Annotated in this window: 16 protein-coding genes; 11 read left to right on the top strand and 5 right to left on the bottom strand. The window is 64.9% G+C overall.

Annotation, left to right across the window (positions count from 1 at the left end):
* Positions 1–210: 210 nt before the first annotated feature.
* Positions 211–1482 carry an MFS transporter gene (locus BEP01S_RS00750; RefSeq protein ID WP_062239464.1) on the top strand — a complete coding sequence of 424 codons (1272 nt, stop codon included), beginning with the start codon at positions 211–213 and terminating at the stop codon, positions 1480–1482.
* A gap of 104 nt (positions 1483–1586) precedes the next feature.
* Here BEP01S_RS00750 and BEP01S_RS00745 read toward each other — a convergent pair whose 3' ends face one another.
* Positions 1587–2504: a sulfite exporter TauE/SafE family protein gene (locus BEP01S_RS00745; protein WP_062239367.1), complete on the bottom strand. Its 918-nt coding sequence runs from the start codon at positions 2502–2504 to the stop codon at positions 1587–1589.
* Positions 2505–2903: 399 nt separating this feature from the next.
* Here BEP01S_RS00745 and BEP01S_RS00740 point away from each other — a divergent pair, with 399 nt between their 5' ends.
* The 8 genes from BEP01S_RS00740 to BEP01S_RS00705 all read left to right on the top strand — a co-directional run bounded on the left by BEP01S_RS00740 (position 2904) and on the right by BEP01S_RS00705 (position 11314).
* Entirely contained in the window at positions 2904–3701 is a 798-nt protein-coding gene (locus BEP01S_RS00740) for a sirohydrochlorin chelatase (protein WP_083532413.1), read from the top strand.
* A 136-nt stretch (positions 3702–3837) separates the two neighbouring features.
* Complete coding sequence (locus BEP01S_RS00735) at positions 3838–5565, top strand: nitrite/sulfite reductase (RefSeq protein ID WP_062239364.1); 1728 nt, start codon at positions 3838–3840, stop codon at positions 5563–5565.
* Positions 5562–6362, top strand: a complete 801-nt coding sequence (locus tag BEP01S_RS00730; RefSeq protein WP_062239362.1) for a phosphoadenylyl-sulfate reductase — start codon at positions 5562–5564, stop codon at positions 6360–6362. The genes BEP01S_RS00735 and BEP01S_RS00730 overlap by 4 nt, the downstream gene beginning before the upstream one ends.
* The gene (gene cysD, locus BEP01S_RS00725; RefSeq protein WP_083532412.1) at positions 6359–7324 is read left to right on the top strand and encodes a sulfate adenylyltransferase subunit CysD; all 966 of its coding nucleotides are present in this window, start codon (positions 6359–6361) and stop codon (positions 7322–7324) included. Before BEP01S_RS00730 ends, cysD begins: the two co-directional genes overlap by 4 nt.
* Positions 7324–8703: a sulfate adenylyltransferase subunit 1 gene (locus BEP01S_RS00720; protein ID WP_083532411.1), complete on the top strand. Its 1380-nt coding sequence runs from the start codon at positions 7324–7326 to the stop codon at positions 8701–8703. Before cysD ends, BEP01S_RS00720 begins: the two co-directional genes overlap by 1 nt.
* Positions 8700–9512, top strand: coding sequence for a uroporphyrinogen-III C-methyltransferase (gene cobA / locus BEP01S_RS00715; RefSeq protein ID WP_062239359.1), 813 nt, complete (start codon positions 8700–8702; stop codon positions 9510–9512). The genes BEP01S_RS00720 and cobA overlap by 4 nt, the downstream gene beginning before the upstream one ends.
* Positions 9509–9835 (top strand): ferredoxin, encoded by a 327-nt coding sequence (gene fdxA, locus BEP01S_RS00710; RefSeq protein WP_062239356.1) that lies wholly within the window; start codon positions 9509–9511, stop codon positions 9833–9835. The genes cobA and fdxA overlap by 4 nt, the downstream gene beginning before the upstream one ends.
* 69 nt (positions 9836–9904) lie before the next feature.
* Positions 9905–11314 (top strand): FAD-dependent oxidoreductase, encoded by a 1410-nt coding sequence (locus BEP01S_RS00705; RefSeq protein ID WP_062239353.1) that lies wholly within the window; start codon positions 9905–9907, stop codon positions 11312–11314.
* A gap of 265 nt (positions 11315–11579) precedes the next feature.
* On the opposite strand, the gene BEP01S_RS00700 is transcribed toward BEP01S_RS00705, so the two are convergent.
* The 4 genes from BEP01S_RS00700 to BEP01S_RS00685 form a co-directional block, all read right to left on the bottom strand.
* Positions 11580–12551 carry a universal stress protein gene (locus BEP01S_RS00700; RefSeq protein ID WP_062239350.1) on the bottom strand — a complete coding sequence of 324 codons (972 nt, stop codon included), beginning with the start codon at positions 12549–12551 and terminating at the stop codon, positions 11580–11582.
* Positions 12552–12560: 9 nt separating this feature from the next.
* Complete coding sequence (locus BEP01S_RS00695) at positions 12561–13520, bottom strand: universal stress protein (protein WP_062239347.1); 960 nt, start codon at positions 13518–13520, stop codon at positions 12561–12563.
* A gap of 124 nt (positions 13521–13644) precedes the next feature.
* On the bottom strand, positions 13645–14601 hold the full coding sequence (locus tag BEP01S_RS00690; RefSeq protein WP_062239344.1) for a universal stress protein: 957 nt from the start codon (positions 14599–14601) through the stop codon (positions 13645–13647).
* 113 nt (positions 14602–14714) lie between these two features.
* Positions 14715–16703: an acetoacetate--CoA ligase gene (locus BEP01S_RS00685; protein ID WP_062239341.1), complete on the bottom strand. Its 1989-nt coding sequence runs from the start codon at positions 16701–16703 to the stop codon at positions 14715–14717.
* Between the two features lie 240 nt (positions 16704–16943).
* Between BEP01S_RS00685 and BEP01S_RS00680 the strand changes: the two genes are divergently transcribed.
* Both BEP01S_RS00680 and BEP01S_RS00675 read left to right on the top strand, forming a co-directional pair.
* Entirely contained in the window at positions 16944–17462 is a 519-nt protein-coding gene (locus BEP01S_RS00680; protein ID WP_062239454.1) for an excisionase family DNA-binding protein, read from the top strand.
* A 12-nt stretch (positions 17463–17474) separates the two neighbouring features.
* Entirely contained in the window at positions 17475–18059 is a 585-nt protein-coding gene (locus tag BEP01S_RS00675) for a PIN domain-containing protein (protein WP_062239338.1), read from the top strand.
* The last annotated feature ends 31 nt before the right edge of the window (positions 18060–18090 follow it).

Genomic DNA, 18090 nt, shown 5'->3' with positions numbered 1-18090 from the left:
AGACAGTCTTTGCGACCGAAAATGACCGAACTACAATCGTCTCGCTGACGACAACAGGGGCATACTAGTCAGATCAGAAACACCGAACAGTACGACAGCAGGCAACACCCGCCCCGGATGACGAGCAACGGTGCCTGCATCCTGAAGCCAACGAACCACCACCGGCTGCGCCGACCGCGGCACCCGGGCACCTACAAGAAAAGGCACACGATGACTGAGACACCCGTCGAGTCCCGCGAAGAGAAGTCGCGGGCACGCAAGGCCGTAGTCGCGGCCGGACTGGGCAACGCCCTCGAGTGGTACGACATCATCCTCTTCGGATTCATGGCCACCTCGATCACCGCGGTCTTCTACCCGGGCGAGGGCCTGTCCGCGCAGCTGATGACCTGGGCGACCTTCGCCATCACCTTCGTCGTGCGACCGTTGGGCGCCATCATCATCGGCCGTTACGCCGACAAGCACGGCCGCAAGTCGGCCCTGTCGCTGACGATCGGCCTGATGACCCTCGGCGTGTTCATCATCGTCGTCCTGCCCGGCGAAGCGACCATCGGCATCTGGGCCTCGATCGGCCTCATCATCGCCCGCATCATCCAGGGCATCTCCGCCGGCGGCGAATTCGGATCCGCCACCGCCTTCCTCACTGAGAACACCAAGCGAGGCAAGGCCTACTACGCCTCCTTCCAGACCGCGACCCAGGGCATCTCGATGTTCCTTGCCGCCGGAGTCTCGTGGATCTTCAGCTCCGCACTGAGCGAAGAGGCCCTGCACTCCTGGGGCTGGCGCGTGGCCTTCGCGCTCGGCCTGCTCATCGGCCCCGTCGGCTGGTACATCCGCTCGAAGATGGACGATACGCCCGAGTTCGAAGCCGCCGAGAAGACCGACAACCCGCTGCGCGTCCTCCTCGGTGAGCACTTCGGTCGTCTCTTCTCCGCGTTCCTCATCATCGCGATGGCCACGATCTCGGTCTACCTCATCACCTTCCTGCCGCAGTTCGCTGTCGGCAACCTCGGACTCGAACCGTGGGCAGCGTTCCCCGGTGCCGTCGTCGCCGGTCTCATCACCCTCATCGGTGCTCCGTTCGCCGGCCGCCTGGCCGACCGAGTGGGCCCGACGACCGTGATGATTCCGACGACCATCGTGGGCATTATCGTCGCCTGGCCGATGTTCATCCTCCTGACCGCGAACCCTTCGATCGGCGTCCTCACCCTGTGCGAGGCGATCGTCGGCCTGTTCATGGTCTTCTACTTCGGCCCGATGCCGGCGCTGCTGTCCGAACTGTTCCCCGTCAAGGTGCGCAGCTCCGGCATGACCATCGCCTACAGCTTCGGTGTCGCGATCTTCGGCGGTTTCGCCCCGCTTATCCTCACCGCCCTGCTCGGCGCAACGGGACTGCTGACCGTGCCCGGCTTCTACTACGCGGGACTGTCGCTGCTCTCCCTCATCGGCGTGATCATGGCCCGGAAGCTCTACAGCCAGCGTTGACTTTCGCCATCACCTCACGCGGATCAACGCGAAACTCGAAAAGCACGTCACTAGCGACGTGCTTTTCGAGTTACGCGTTGATTGAGAAGGGTAGGCGGCGGTGATCAGCTGCCGATGGTCGCTTCGGCCTCAGCTTCCGCGGCTTCCTCAGCCTTCCGCGCCTTCGTGGCCGCCCGCTCGACGCGGACGACGTGGGCGATGAGGGCAAACCAGACGAGAGCCAAGCCGGCGAGCGTCAGCCACACCGTCGACGCGTCGAGTCCGAAGGTGAGCAGGATGGTGCGGATGTTCGTGAGAATGATGATTCCGCCCGCGGCGACTGCAAGCACCTTCGCCGGCAGCAGCTTCACCAGCCACGCAGCGAACGGCGCGGCGATGACGCCGCCGATGAGCAGCGCCGCCACGATCTGCCACTCGATGCCCTGCGAGCCGAGTGCGATGAGGAACCCGAGCGAACCGCCGACGGCGACGACGAACTCACTCGTGTCGATCGACCCGATGACCTTCCGGGGCTCCAAACGTCCTGATGAGAGCAGCGTCGTCGTCCCGACCGGACCCCAGCCGCCACCGCCGATGGCATCGAGCGCTCCACCGACGAACCCGACCGGCACGAGCATCCCCGCGCTCGGCCGCGACTTGAACTCCGGACGCTTCCCGCCCAATGCGAGGAACCGCCAGATCACGTAGACCCCGAGCGCGAGCAGGATTCCCGAGATCCACGGGGTCGCGGCCTCCCCATCGAGGCTGGCGAGGAACGTCGACCCGAGGACCGCGCCGATGAAGCCGGGACCGGCGAGGATGCCCACCGTCCGCCAGTCGACATTGCCGAACCGGTGATGGGAGATCCCTGACACCAGGCTTGTGCCCAGTTCAGAGAAGTGCACCGCCGCCGAGGCGGCCGCCGGTGCCGTACCCGCCGCGAGCAGCAGCGTGGTTGAGGTGACCCCATAGGCCATCCCCAGCGATCCATCGATGAGCTGAGCGATGAGGCCGACGATCCCGAGGACGATGAGCTGACGCATGTGCTTGCCTTTCGTGGATGACGCGAAGGTGGTGATGACGCAGAAGACGTCGAAGATGCGGGCGGTGTCAGGAACGCAAAGACGCTTTGACTAGACACACTAGCGAAACTGTTGAGCAGAATGGCGAATCATCCGCAATCCTACGAACCCGGTCGCTGTATGTCGAAAGATGACGCCACATGGCGGTATTTCCCTGATGACGAGCCTGTATGCGGCGTTGACACTGATCGGTTACGCTGTGCGAATGCAATCAAGAGTAACGAGAGATGCTCACCCGGGCCGTGCAGTCGTTGAGCAATTGCTTTGCGCGATGACCGTGACGCCCCCGGTTCCTGCGCGGGGTCGGGCGCCGCAGCCAGTGAGATTCCGGGCGCAGGGGCCTGCCCAGGAGTGGGCGCTGTGACGGGGCTGCCGTCGGTGGGGCTGATCTCCCACGGGACCTCATCGCCGACCGGCCAAGTCCTCATCGAGGTGCTCGCCGCAGAGATCGCCACAGACCTGCGCATTCGCGGGATTGCCGACGAGGTCATGCTCGGCCATGTGGACGTCCAGCAACCCGACGTCGACGAGGTGATCAACCGCCTGCCCGCCGACCGTCCGGTGATCCTCGTGCCGCTTCTGCTCTCGCCGGGGTATCACGTCCATGTCGACCTCGCCGAGGCGGTCAACCGAGCCATCGAGTCCGGCCGTGACGTTCGGCGGACGCCGACGCTTGGGCCGGATGCGAGGCTTGCGGAGATCCTTGCCGATCGCCTTCCGGCTTTGAGCGGCAACGACGAGGTCATCCTCGCCGCTGCCGGATCGAGCGACGAGCGGGCGAACGAGTCATGTCGTGAGATGGGAAGGCTGTTGGCCGCAGAGCTCGAGCGTCCAGTCGAGGTCGGCTTCCTCGCCGGTGGGGGAGTGCCGTTGAAGGAGCTCGTCGAAAAGAGCCGTAGCCGCGGAACCCGCCCCGTGCTTGCGAACTATCTGCTGGCGCCGGGCTTCTTCGATGACCTCGCGCGCAAACTCGTCGACGGCGGCAGTGACTCGTCCGGTGTCCTTTCTCCGCCGCTGCTCACCAACGGAAACAGCGGCGCCGCGGTGCCGCCCCGGCTCGTCGATATCGTCCGCGACCGAGTCCGCGCATGCACCCAGCCCCGCGGTCATGCCGGCACCCAACCCCACGCCTCTGCCCCGGACATGCTCAACGCCTGACCGCACCCACAGCAGACCGGCAGACCGTGACGCCATATGTCGCTCCGTGACACAAACCATTCGGTAATTTGTTGAGCAATTCGGCATTCATGTAGCGTAATTCATCACTGGTTCCCCTCAGCGTTTGGAGACAGCAATGTCCACTCAGGTGGAAGAGAACAAGGAAACGGCAGGTAAGCGGACCGCTAAGCGGCCCGCCCGGCCGAAGAAGTCCAATGGGCAGTGGAAGATCGACGGCCATGAACCGTTGAACAAAAACGAGATCGACAAGGCCGAAGACAACGGCCTCAACGTTCGCGCCCGGATCGAAACCATCTATGCCAAGCAGGGATTCTCTTCGATCGCCTCCGACGACCTGCACGGCCGCTTCCGCTGGTGGGGCCTGTACACCCAGCGCAAACCCGGAATCGACGGCGGCCGCACAGCGAAACTCGAACCGCACGAGCTCGAAGACGAATACTTCATGCTCCGCATCCGCATCGACGGCGGCAAGCTCACCACCGAGCAGCTGCGGGTCATCGCGGACATCTCCAACGAGTTCGCCCGCGGCACCGCGGACCTCACCGACCGCCAGAACATCCAACTCCACTGGGTCGAGATCGAGTCCATGCCCGAGATCTGGCGCCGCCTCGAAGCCGTCGGACTCCAGACCACCGAAGCCTGCGGCGACGTCCCCCGCGTCATCCTCGGCTCACCCGTGGCCGGCATCGCCGCCGACGAACTCATCGACCCGACCCCGGCGATCGAAGAGATCTCCCGCCGCTACATCGGCGACCAGTCACTGTCGAACCTGCCGCGAAAATACAAGACCGCGATCACCGGCCACCCCAGCCAGGACGTCGTCCACGAGATCAACGACTGCTCCTTCGTCGCCGTCGAACACCCCGAACACGGCGTCGGCTACGACCTGTGGGTCGGCGGCGCCCTGTCCGTCGTCCCCCGCTTCGCCGAACGCCTCGGCACCTGGGTCGCCCCCGACCAGGTCGTCGACACCTGGCTCGGCGTCACCCAGATCTTCCGCGACTACGGCTACCGCCGCCTGCGCAACAAAGCCCGACTGAAGTTCCTGCTCGCCGACTGGGGCCCGGAGAAGTTCCGCGAGGTCCTCGAAACCGAATACCTCGGCTACAAGCTCGCCGACGGCCCGGCACCGGCCAAACCGATCACCGCAGGCGACCACGTCGGCGTGCACAAACAGGCCGACGGCCGCTACTACATCGGCGTCACCCTCATCGCCGGCCGCGCCTCGGGCACCCTGCTCGGCCAGCTCGTCGACCTCGCCGAGAAGTACGGATCCACCCGCCTGCGCACCACCCCGCACCAGAAGGTCCTGCTGCTCGACATCGACGAAGCCGATGTCGATGACGTCGTCGCCGGCCTCGATGCCCTCGGCCTGTCCAGCCGCAAGGACCTCTTCCGCCGCTCGACCATCGCCTGCACCGGCATCGAATTCTGCAAACTCGCCATCGTCGAGACCAAGCAGACCGCCGCCGACGCCGTCGAGAAACTGGAAGCACGGCTGGCCGACATCGAGGAGCTGCCGCACCCGATCAGCTTCCACCTCAACGGCTGCCCGAACTCCTGCGCCCGCATTCAGACCGCCGACATCGGACTCAAAGGCCAGATCGTCACCACCGACGAAGGCGAACAGGTCCCCGGATTCCAGGTCCACGTCGGCGGAGGCCTGGCCTCGAAAGACCGCGACGAAGCCGGCCTCGGCCGTACCGTCCGCGGACTCAAGGTCACCGCCGAGAACCTCACCGAATACGTCGAAACCCTCGTCCGCCGCTTCCTCGCCGGACGCGGGGAGACCGAAACATTCTCCGAATGGGCCAACCGCGTCGACGAAGAGGAGCTGAAATGAGCACCACGAACCCGACCCCGACCGCATCCCCCAACCCGGCAGCAACAACTCAGACACCGACGCGGCCCCGCCCCGAACCGCGTCCCGTCGAAGAGCTCAAGGCCCTCGCCGAGGCGGGTGCCCGGGAACTCGCCGGTGACCCGGAGAACGGTGTTCCCGAGGCCAACCCCGCCGACGTCATCCGCTGGGTGTCCCGGCACTTCGACACTGCGGCCTGCGCCGTGGCCTGCTCGATGGCCGACGCCGCCCTGCCGCACTACGTCGCCCAGTACCAGCCCGGCGTCGACGTCCTCTTCCTCGACACCGGCTACCACTTCCGCGAGACCTACGACACCCGCAACGAGGTGGCCCGCCGTGTCGACGTCCACATCGTCGACGTCCTCCCGGAGCAGACCGTGGAAGAGCAGGACGCCGAATTCGGCAAGGACCTCTTCGCCCGCGACCCTGGCCTGTGCTGCGCCCGCCGCAAGGTCGCACCGTTGAAGAAGTCGCTGAACGGCTACGAGCTCTGGTTCACCGGAGTTCGCCGTGACGAGGCTCCGACCCGGACGAACACGCCGCTGATCACCTTCGATGAGAAGAACGGCCTGGTCAAGGTCAACCCCCTGGCCGCGTGGTCGTTCGATGACCTCCTCGACTACTCGCGCGCCTTCGACGTCCCGGTCAACCCGCTGCTGTCGCAGGGGTACCCGTCGATCGGCTGCCAGCCCTGCACTCGCCCCGTCGCCGAAGGGGAAGACCCCCGCGCCGGCCGTTGGGCCGGATCGACCAAAACAGAATGCGGACTCCACACATGAGCATCGACACCCAGTACAACCACGACACCCACACCACCACCGAGACGGCACACACCCACAACCCGGGCGCAAGCCTGTCCACCCTCGACGTCCTCGAATCCGAAGCGATCCACATCATCCGTGAGGTCGCCGCCGAATTCGAACGCCCCGTGCTGCTCTTCTCCGGCGGCAAGGACTCCGTGACCGTCCTCCACCTCGCCGCGAAGGCGTTCTGGCCGGCGAAGATCCCGTTCGGACTCCTCCACGTCGACACCGGACACAACTTCGACGAGATCATCCGCTTCCGCGACGAGACCGCAGAGAAGTACGGCCTCGACCTCACGGTGGCGAAGGTCCAGGACTACATCGACGACGGTCGCCTGCGCGAACGCCCAGACGGCACCCGGAACACCCTGCAGACCCAGCCGCTGCTCGATGCCATCACCGGCGGGAAGTTCGACGCCGTCTTCGGCGGCGCCCGCCGCGACGAGGACAAGGCCCGCGCGAAGGAGCGGATTCTGTCCCTGCGCGACGAATTCGTCGGTTGGAACCCCAGCAGCCAGCGGCCTGAACTGTGGAACCTCTTCAATGGCCGCCACCTGCCCGGCGAACACGTCCGCGTGTTCCCGATCTCGAACTTCACCGAACTCGACGTGTGGAGCTACATCGCCCGCGAAGGCATCGAACTGCCCGAGCTCTACTTCGCCCACGATCGCGAAGTCTTCCAGCGCGACGGCATGTGGTGGGCCACGGGCGAATTCTCCACCCCACGCGACGGCGAGACCGTCACGACAAAGAAGGTCCGCTACCGCACCGTCGGAGATATGAGCTGCACCGGGGCCGTCGAATCGAGCGCCGATGACCTCGAGTCCATCCTCGCCGAGGTGGCCGCCACCACCGTGACCGAGCGCGGAGCCACTCGCGCCGACGACCGGATCTCGGCCGCGGCGATGGAAGACCGCAAGAAGGACGGGTACTTCTGATGACGACGACAACCACCACCGAAACAACCACCACCGAGGCGACCACCTCGTTGGACACGACGACGAAGACGCTGCTGCGCTTCGCCACCGCCGGATCCGTCGACGACGGCAAATCGACACTCGTCGGCCGACTCCTCCACGATGCGAAGGCGATCCTCGCCGACCAGCTCGCCGCCGTGACCGCGACGAGTCGGGAGCGCGGATTCCTTGGCGGAGAGTTCGACTTCGCTCTGCTCACCGACGGTCTGCGGGCCGAACGCGAACAGGGCATCACCATCGACGTCGCCTACCGGTACTTCGCCACCGACCGTCGCTCGTTCATCCTCGCCGACTGCCCCGGACACGTGCAGTACACGCGCAACATGGTCACAGGCGCCTCGACCGCCGATGCCGTCGTCGTTCTCATCGACGCCCGCACCGGTGCCACCGAACAGACCCGCCGGCACCTCACCGTCGTCTCCCGACTGGGCATCCGCCACGTCATCATCGCCGTCAACAAGATCGACCTCGTCGACTTCGACCAGGCGAGGATCGAGACGGTCGAGAACGACATCAAGACCCTCGCCGCCGAGATCGGACTCGAGACCCCGCACCTCATCCCGATCTCTGCACTGGCCGGGGACAATATCGCCGCCGCCTCGGACAACACCCCCTGGTATTCCGGCCCGGCGCTGCTCGAGCTGCTCGAGACTCTGCCGAGTGCGGACGAAGACACCGCCGACCTCGAGGCCTTCCGCCTCGACGTGCAGACCGTGCTCCGTCCGCAAGGCGGCCTGGCACCGGGTCTCGACCCCGAGGAATTCCGGGACTACCGGGCCGTGGCCGGACAGATCACGGCCGGGCGGGTCAGCCTCGGCGATGAAATCGAGATCCACCCCGCCGGGCTCCGCACGACCGTGACCGGCATCGATACCGCCACCGGTCCCCTCGAGGCCGCGAGTGCGCCGTTGTCGGTGGCGCTGAGGCTGGCCGATGATGTCGATACCGCTCGCGGCAGCGTCATCGCCGCGGCCGGCACCCTGCCCACCCCGCGCCGCGAACTGCGCGCCGAGGTCTTCCCGTTCACGGCCGAGGGCCTGCGCACGGGGGATCGGGTGCTCATCAAGACGGGGACGACGACCGTGAAAGGCATCGTCACCATCGAGGCCAAACGCAACCTCGAGACCTCCGGGCTGGAGGCCGCCGAGGTGCTCGCCGGCAACGACATCGGCCTGGCCCGGGTGAAGCTGTCCGCCGAGCTGCCGGTCCCGGACTTCCGCGACCACGGCACGGCCGGAGCCTTCGTCGTCATCGACCCGCAGACAGGGAACACCCTCGCCGCGGGAATCCACACCCCCGAGGCGGCCCCCAGCCCCGAATCCACCGAGGACCAGCCATGACACTCTTCCTCCCACAGCAGCCGGGCACGGTGCTGCTCGTCGGTGCCGGCCCAGGTGACCTGGGACTGCTCACCGTCACCGGTCTGCGCGCATTGGAGCGGGCCGATGTCATCGTGGCCGACCGCCTCGGCGCCAGGTCCGTCATCGATCAGCTCGAGACCGAACGTGGTGCACCTCTGGATGCGCAGATCATCGACGTCGGGAAGCAGCCGGGGCACCATCCGGTGCCGCAGAGCGGGATCAACGACATCCTCATCACGCAGGCGAAGCTCGGTCACCGAGTGGTCCGTCTCAAGGGCGGGGACCCGTTCGTCCTCGGACGTGGGGGAGAGGAAGTCATCGCCTGCCGGGCCGCCGGAGTCGATGTCCGCGTCGTTCCCGGGGTGACCAGCGCGAACTCCGTTCCCGCGGTCGCCGGAATCCCGCTCACCCACCGAGGCGTCGCCACTTCGTACACGGTCGTGACCGGTCACGACCAGCTGTCCGAGATCGGCGGGGGACGCGATCACACCGTCGTCGTGCTCATGGGAGTGGGCACGCTCATCAACTCGGCGATGGTGCTCGCCCGCTCCGGGCGCGGTGACGACTGCCCGGTCGCGATCGTCGAAGACGGATTCGGTGAGAACCAGCGGGTGACCATCGGAACCCTGGGCGACATCGCCTTCCGCGCGGCTCGCCGAGGCGTCCGGTCACCGGCCGTGATCGTCGCCGGTGATGTCGTGACCCTGAGCCCCTACGCCGATGGTGCGTTCACCCAGGCGACCGAGCCTGCCGCAGCGCACGCATCCGAACTCGTGAGGAACCCATGACCTACATCATCGCCCAACCGTGCGTGGACCTGAAGGACCGAGCCTGCATCGAGGAATGTCCGGTCGACTGCATCTACGAAGGCACCCGCTCCCTTTACATCCACCCCGACGAATGCGTCGACTGCGGGGCGTGCGAACCCGTGTGCCCCGTCGAGGCGATCTTCTACGAAGACGATGTGCCCGATGAGTGGGAGGCCTACTACGCGGCGAACGTCGAATTCTTCGACGACATCGGATCCCCGGGCGGAGCAGCCGCCCACGGGGTCGTCAAGAAGGACCATCCTTTCATCGCTGCACTGCCGCCGCAGAACACCGACGACTGACCAGTAGCGAGTCCTCGCCCCACCACACCGAGCGACTTCACGCTCCACGACGACTGATCAAGGAAACTCATGCCCACCATCCCATTCAGAGTGGCCATCATCGGTGCCGGCCCCGCCGGCATCTACGCCGCCGACCTGCTGACCAAGGCCGAACATGACCTGGAACTGAGCATCGACCTGTTCGAACGCCTGCCCTCTCCCTTCGGGCTCGTCCGCTACGGAGTCGCCCCCGATCATCCGCGGATCAAGGGCATCATCAATGCGCTCATCAAGGTCCTCGACCGTGGTGACATCCGCCTGTTCGGCAACGTCGAATACGGAGCCGACATCAACCTCGGCGAGCTCACCGACCGCTACGATGCGGTGATCTTCTCCACCGGCTGCTTCGTCGACGCACCGCTGTCGCTGCCCGGGATCGACCTGCCTGGTTCCTACGGTGCCGCCGACTTCGTCAACTGGTACGACGCTCATCCCGATGTCGCCCAGACCTGGCCGCTCGATGCGGAGAAGGTCGCCGTGCTCGGCAACGGCAATGTCGCCCTCGACGTGGCTCGGGTGCTCGCGAAGCAGGCCGATGACCTGCACACCACGGAGATCCCGGACCACGTGTACGAGGGCCTGAAGTCCTCGAAGGTCACCGACGTCCACGTGTTCGGCCGGCGTGGTCCCGCGCAGGCAAAGTTCACTCCGCTGGAGCTGCGTGAGCTCGGACAGGTCAAAGACGTCGACGTCATCGTCTACCCCGAGGACTTCGAGTTCGACGAGGCCTCGGAGGAGGCGATCCGGTCGAACAACCAGACCAAGCAGGTGACGAAGACGCTCACCGACTTCACCCTGCGGGAGCCGACGGGAGCGAAGCGGCGTCTGCACCTGCACTTCCTCCACGCGCCGGTGGCCATCCTCGGCGAGGATCGGGTAACCGGGCTGCGCACGGAACGTCAGGAACTCGACGGTTCGGCCGGCGTCGTTGGCACGGGGCAGTTCCACGACTGGGACATCGATGCTGTGTACCGTGCCGTCGGCTATGCGGGAACGCAGCTGCCGCAGCTGCCGTTCGACGAGGTCAAGAAGGTCATCACGAATCACGAAGGTCGCGTCGTCGACGCCGATGATCAGGGCCAGGCCGCCGAGGCGGACGTCATCCCCGGCGTATACACGACCGGATGGATCAAGCGCGGCCCCGTCGGGCTCATCGGTCACACGAAGGGTGATGCGCTCGAGACGATCGGGCATATTCTCGACGACCAGGCCGCCGGTGCGCTCACCGAACCCCTCTACCCGGAGGAGTCTTCGATCGTCGAGCTGCTCGAGTCGAAGGGCGTCGACTTCACCGATTGGGAGGGCTATCACCGGCTCGAGGCCGCGGAGAAGGCCCTCGGTGAGGCCGAGGGACGTGAGCGCGTGAAGATCGCGACCCGTGAAGCCATGCTCGCCGAGGCGCGCGCCCACCTGACCGCGGACGCGAACGCCGGGAGCTGAGGCCCCGGCTGGTTCAGACGAGGCCAGCGCCGAGGACTGGGAGGGGCGTCCGTTCTGGTTCGGCGGCCGCGTCGTTCAACGACGAGTCAGGTTATCGATGCGAGGCAGTATCGAAAACCTGATTCGTCGTTGAACGAGTTCTACAGCCCGCCCGCTGCTTTGCAGAAAGAGCGAGCGGAGCAGATCTTCAGCAGTCCCCAGCACCATTCTCGAAGCCAAATGGGGCCGGATCCTCATCCTCGCCTGACCGGGAATAACGGTGGGACTACTGTGCCGCCGTCTCGGTCGGCACGACCATGACCGGTCCCTGCGCGCGATTGAGCAGCTCGCGGCTGACCGAGCCGAGCAGTGTGCTTTTCATCGTGCCACGACCGCGAGTACCGACCACCGTCAGCTGTGCAGCACGGGTCTTCGCTTCGAGAAGATCGCCCGGGGCGCCGAGTTCGACGTCGGCAGTGATCTCGAGGCACGAATGACGTTGACGCAGCCAGGCGATCTCCTTCTCCGCCGATGCCCGCAGATTGCTCTGACGGCGCTCAGTGATGGTCTCGAACTCCTCGAGTTCCGGGTACCAATATTTCCACTCCCTCAGCAGCGGCATCGCTGTCAGGACCTGCAGTGGAGCCGCGAAGAGCTCCGCCTGCCGTGCTGCGAGGAGCAGCACAATGCGACTGCGTTCGGACAGGTCGATTCCAGCGACCACCGGTCCGGTGTCTCGAGCGTTGGCGAAGAGTTCCGGGCCCTGCCCGGCTTCCGGCTGATAGTCCTTCGGGACGACCACAGTGGGGCACTGCGACCGGGCAGGAAGCGCCGCGGCGACCGAACCGAGGAGCTGGCCGATGAAGCCGCCGCGACCGTGGGAGCCGACTACGACCGTCTGCGCACGCCCACTGAGTTCGGTGAGAACTCCGGTCGGGCTGCCTTCTGCCGACGAGAACGTGACCTTTCCCGGGTAGTCGCGCAGATACTTTCGGGCATCATCGAGGACCGTTTCGGCACGATCCCGTTCGGCACGATCCCGTTCGGCGCGGGGTTCAGGCGTGACCAGAATTGCCGGCTCACCGGTGTACATCATCGGAGGAAGCCGATAGACGGCCACGACCGTGAGAGCCGTGTTGCTGCTCAGCGCATTGACTGCGGCGAAATGCAACGCGAGCCTGGCATGAGCCGAGCCGTCGACGCCGACCAGGACACCGAGGTCGCGGCCGGAGGAAGCGAAAGGAACTCGATCGTTCATGACCAGAACTTAAGGCTGTGATCGGGGAGGAACGATCATCACCGGGCCCTGAGCCCTGTTGAGCACACCGCGAGAGACGGAACCGAGCAGCGCGCTTCGCACCGCACCGCGACCTCTGCTGCCGACCACGGTCAGCTGCGCTGTCGTGGTCCGGTCAGTGATGGCGTCGATCGCCTGGCCGCTTTTGACATCGATGGAGATCTCCAGATTCGGGTGATCTTCGAAAAGCCACGAGTGGTCGGCTCTGATCGTCTTCTCGAGATCGCTCCTGCGCCTCAGGCTCGATTCGTTCTGGAGCTGAACGTCGGGATACCAGTACAGCCATTCCTCCGCCAGCGGCATGATCATGAGGATGCTGAGAGGGGCGGACGTCTTCTCTGCCACCTGCGCCGCCTGCGTGAGGACCTCGGCGCTCTGCGCCGAACCATCAATCGCGGCGACGATCGGACCGCCCGGCTTCTGCTCGGCGAATTTCTCGTTCTTCGCGTCTGCTTCCGTGGAGGCGGTTCCGGGGAACACGATCGTGGGGCAGTGGGCGTGAGCAGGAAGCGCGGCGGCGACTGAACCGAGAAGCTGCCCGATGAAGCCACCACGTCCGCGAGCCCCGACAACGACCAGTTGGGCTTGCTTGGAGAGGTCGGCGAGGGTGCCGGTGGGGTTGCCCTCGGCAACGGCGAGGATGAGGTCGCCTGTGTAGTCGTCAAGATACTTCTCGGCCACATCGAGGGTGGCTTCAGCGTTCTTGCGTCGTGCGCGATCCTCCGGCTCTGAGGGCAGAGAGGCCATATTGGGGTAGATCGGGACCGGGACCGCATAGGCGGTGACGACGGTCAGAGTCGTTTTCCGGCGAAGTGCTTCGCTCGCGCCGAACTGCAGAGCCGATCTGGCGTGGTCAGAGCCGTCGAATCCGACCAGAACTCCAAGATCGCGGGTGCGCATATCGGCGGCTGTTACGTCCTCGTACATCATGAACCTCCTGCCGGGGTTGCTCAGATCCCGAGCGACGGCGATAACCCCGGAGCGAAAGCACCGTCGTCCGGCTCCAGCATACCAAGTATTTCTACATTATGTAGAAAAGACGGCATCGACCGCCTTATTGCGCGGTCGCGTTCGGGACGATCAGCACGGGCGACTTCGCCTGGTTGAGCACACTCCGGCTGACCGACCCCAGAAGCAGGCTGGCAACCCCTCCTCGACCGCGGGTGCCCAGTACGACGAGTGCTGCTGTGCGTGTTGCTTCAATCAGTGTGGCCGCTGCCGAGCCCTCTGCCAGCTCGAGGCGTACTGCCAGTCCTTCGTGATGCTCCTTGACGGCGCTCACCAACTCTTCGAGATGGTGTGCGTATGCACGATCAGTCGGAGCAGAGTCCTCGGCACCAGCCCCACGCGAGGCTCCCGCATCAGCGGGGACGGCTGATACGAAAGCGAGCCGACGGCCGCTCAATTCTGCAGCACGTGCCGCAACCTCTGCGACCGGAAGAGCAGACGAACCCATGTCGACTCCAGCGACGACTTCGTCTTCGAAACTCAACCAATTGTGCTGGCCCTCCGAGGCGGATCCACCAAGGTTCTCCCGTGCTGGCACATCGTCGCCGAGGTCTGAGTCCTGGAATGGCACCACCAGTACGGGGCAATGCGAACGCGCAACGAATGCACCCGACACTGTGCCCAGCAGTCGGCTCGCCAGCCGGTTGCGGCCGCGTTTGCCGACGACTGCCAAACGCGAGTAGCGGCTGGCTTCGGCGAGGACTTCTCCCGCGTCCCCCTCGATGGCTTGGACAGATGCCTCGACGCCTGCGCTCCGTGCCTGCGCGGCAAATTCTTCGAGCAGTTCCTGCGTCGAATTCCCGATGCTGCGGTGGTGATCGTCGGAGATCGTCGGGGCGTGCCGGCGTGGGATCACCGGGACACTGTAGGCACCGACGGCCCGGATCGAACAGTTGTGCTCCTGTGCGACAGTGACGGCAGCCGTGAACGCTTGGCGGCTGTTGTCCGATCCGTCCACTCCGATCAAAATATCCGCCGGTGGGAGGGTGAAGAGAGCAGTCATAGCCTCACCGTACGCGAAATGCCCGGTTCCGGAGAGAGCCGCCTCGCCGAGGCAGCTCCCCGGCCAGCCCGGCACTCAGCCCAGGTCTGCCCTCGACTCGGTTGCGCCAGGACTCAGTCGCCGGTGCCCCCACCATTCGCGAACCGCGCAAAGTACGTCAGCGCCTCAAACGAATCCACAGCATCGGGATTCGCCACCTTCTCCAACGCATGCCCCTGAATGAGCCGCTTCACCGGGACCTCGAGCTTCTTACCTGTCTTAGTGTGCGGAATGGCCGGGACGGCGATGATGTCATCGGGCACATGCCGCGGCGACGCCTTGGAACGCAGCTCCCCAGCGATCCGGTCCCGCAAAGCAGAATCAAGCGAAACCCCCTCTGCCAACACCACGAACAGCGGCATCCAGTACCCGCCGTCGGGCTGCTCGGCACCGATGACCAGGGATTCGGCCACCTCGGGGATGCCGTCGACGACGTCGTAGATGTCGGCGCTGCCCAGGCGCACGCCCTGCCGATTGAGGGTGGCGTCCGAGCGGCCGGAGATGATGACGCTGCCGTGGTCGGTGATGGTGATCCAGTCGCCGTGGCGCCAGACTCCGGGGAACATCGAGAAGTACGTGTCGCGGTAGCGCTCACCGTCGGGATCGTTCCAGAACTTCACCGGCATCGACGGCATCGGGGCGGTGATGACCATTTCCCCGACCTCGCCAACCAAAGGCTGGCCGGAGTCGTCCCAGGACTCCAACGCCACACCGAGCACCGGCCGCGAGAGTTCCCCGGCCCAGATCGGACAGTTCGGCGCGGATCCGGCGAAGCCGCTGACGACGTCCGTGCCGCCGCTCGTCGAGGCCAGCTGCACGCGCTCGCCGACGGCATCGCGCACCCATGGGAAGCAGTGGGCGGGCACCGGGGCTCCGGTGGCACCGATCGTCCGCAGCGCGGTCAGGTCGAACTCCTTACCGGGTTCGATCCCGGCCTTCATCCCGGCCAGGAAGATCCCGGGACTGACCCCGAGCACATTGGCCTTCGTCTCCGCGGCGATCTCCCACAGCCGGCCCGGCCCCGGATAGAGGGGGCTGCCGTCGAAGCACACCGTGGTCGCACCGCCCACCAGCGCCGAGGCGACGAGGTTCCACATCATCCAGTTCGTATTCGTGTACCAGAAGAACCGGTCACCGGGGCGAATGTCGAGGTGGAGACCCAGCAGACGCAGATGATCGATGACGACCCCGCCGTGGCTGTGCACGATCCCCTTGGGAATCCCCGTCGTGCCCGAGGAATACAGCACCCACAGCGGGGTATCGAAATCGACGCGCGCGAACTCGGGTTCGACATCCCCGGAAGCGACATCGTCCCAGGCGGTGAGGTTCGTGATCTGCCCGTGTTCATCGATGAATTCCTCGCCGAGGTTGCCCACCCCGACCACGGCCCGCAGGCTCGGCATCCGGTTGGCCAGATCCGCGACCTGGTCGCGGCGGTCGAAAGCCTGCCCGTTCCACAGGTATCCGTCGGCGGCGAAGAGCACCTTCGGTTCGAGCTGGCCGAGTTTCGTCCCGGCACCTTCGGCCGCGTAGTCCTGGGCGCAGGCGGACCAGATGGCGCCAATCGAGGCGGAGGCGAGGAAGGCGATGAGAGTGTGATGGGTATTCGGCAGGTATCCGACGACACGGTCGCCTTGTTCGACTCCTTGCTCACACAGCCAGGCGGCGACGGATCCAACTTGGCGACGCAGCTCGCGCCAGGTGGTTTCGGTGCGTTCGCCGGATTCTTTGATGGTGATGATGGCCGGTTCGTCAGCGAGGGTGTCATCAAGGCCGGCCCGCAGTGCGTGTTCGGCGTAGTTGAGCCGGGTCCCGGGGAACCAGGTGGCCCCGGGCATGGACCGATCGGTGAGAACTTCGGTAAAGGGCTCGTCGGCAATGACGTCGAAGAAGTCCCAGACCGCGCCCCAGAACCCGTCGAGATCGGTCACCGACCACTTCCACAGATCGTCATACGAGGCCAGGCTTTGGCCGGTGCGCTGATTCGCGAAGTCGATGAAGTCAGCGATCTGCGGTCGCGGGGTCTGGTTCGGGTCGGGAAGCCAGATCGGTTCAGCGGTCAATTCTTCTCCTCAGCACTTCGGTGGGCGGTAGCTATAGCGGTCTCCACCAGCCGAAACGAGACACACTCGTTCTGCAGTGGAGACGTTGAGTCCACCTTACGCTCGAGCGCCCAGCTGGATGGACGCAATCGGCTTTCTCCCGGAGTTCCTGCCGTGCGCAACGGCATCCGGCCCGAGCCATTGTTTTTCGTAACTTTCGTAACTAAGCTGGTGGTAAGGAATTGGGGGTTAGGAGTGATCATGGTCGAATCGGATGCTGTCACGGTGCCAACAGGCGACAGTGCCGATGACGGCAAGCTGGCGGCTGTCCTTGATTTCATTGCACACAAGCAACGACGTGAGGACGGGTCTTCGGGCCGCTACTACTTGTCCGGAGCTGATGGGACTGACCGGGTGGAGCTGACAGAGGAGCTGTTCGACGTGCTGAAGCGTGCTGCAGAAGGGCTTCGCAAAGGGCAATCAGTCAGCCTTCTCCGCCGCGATAAGGAGATCACTACCCAGCAGGCGGCTGATCTGCTTGGGCTCAGTCGTCCTACTATCGTCAAACTCATCGATGCAGGCGAGCTCGAAGCCAATGTTCCTGGTTCGGTTCGACGGAAACTGCGGTTGGCTGATGTTGTGGCATACCGGGACCAGCTTCATATCGAGCGATCGGATTTCATCGCTGAGAGCTCCTATGAATACCAAAACGTCGACGAAGGAGAGAGCGCGGAAGCCCTGTCCGAGATTCGACAGGAACGCAGGAATCATCTGAGCTGAGAGGCCGCCCGCGTGTACAAAGCCGTCTTGGACACCTGCGTACTCGTCCCCGGTATGCAGAGGGACTTCCTCCTGCAACTTGCGGCAGAAAATGCTTATACGCCCCATTGGAGCTCCGGTGTCCTCAACGAGCTGATCGATGTGCTCAACCGAATCGACGAGAAGAAGAATCGTTCTATGAGTGGCGAAAGGCATGCGGCCCTCTTGCACCGGATGAGTGTGGCGTTCCCTGGAGCTGAGATCCTAGCACCGCGTGATCGGGAATACGGATACGGGCTGCGGGACCCTGATGACGAACATGTCTTACACGCAGCACTGATGAGCGGAGCGGATGCGATAGTCACCGACGACCAGCGAGCTGGTTTGCTCGACTCGGACATCGTTCGTGAGGCTTCAATTGAGATTCTCACCGGAGACGAGTTCATGACAAACACGGCCTATGCACATCGTGACCAAGCGTTGATGGCAGTACTCACTCTGTTCCGCCGGAGACGAAACCCTCCTGTGGAGAGTCCTGCCGCGTTCCTCGCTCATCTCTGCCGTTCTGCGGAATTGGCAGAGCTGTATGACCTTCTGATTGACGATCTGACCGAGTAGCCGCAGGACTCGTTTTGGAACCGTGCCGCAG

The sequence above is a fragment of the Brevibacterium epidermidis NBRC 14811 genome, from assembly GCF_001570805.1.
Lineage (GTDB): Bacteria > Actinomycetota > Actinomycetes > Actinomycetales > Brevibacteriaceae > Brevibacterium > Brevibacterium epidermidis.
Note: the sequence above shows the minus strand (reverse complement) of the source record. Positions and strands in the feature narration are given on the sequence as shown.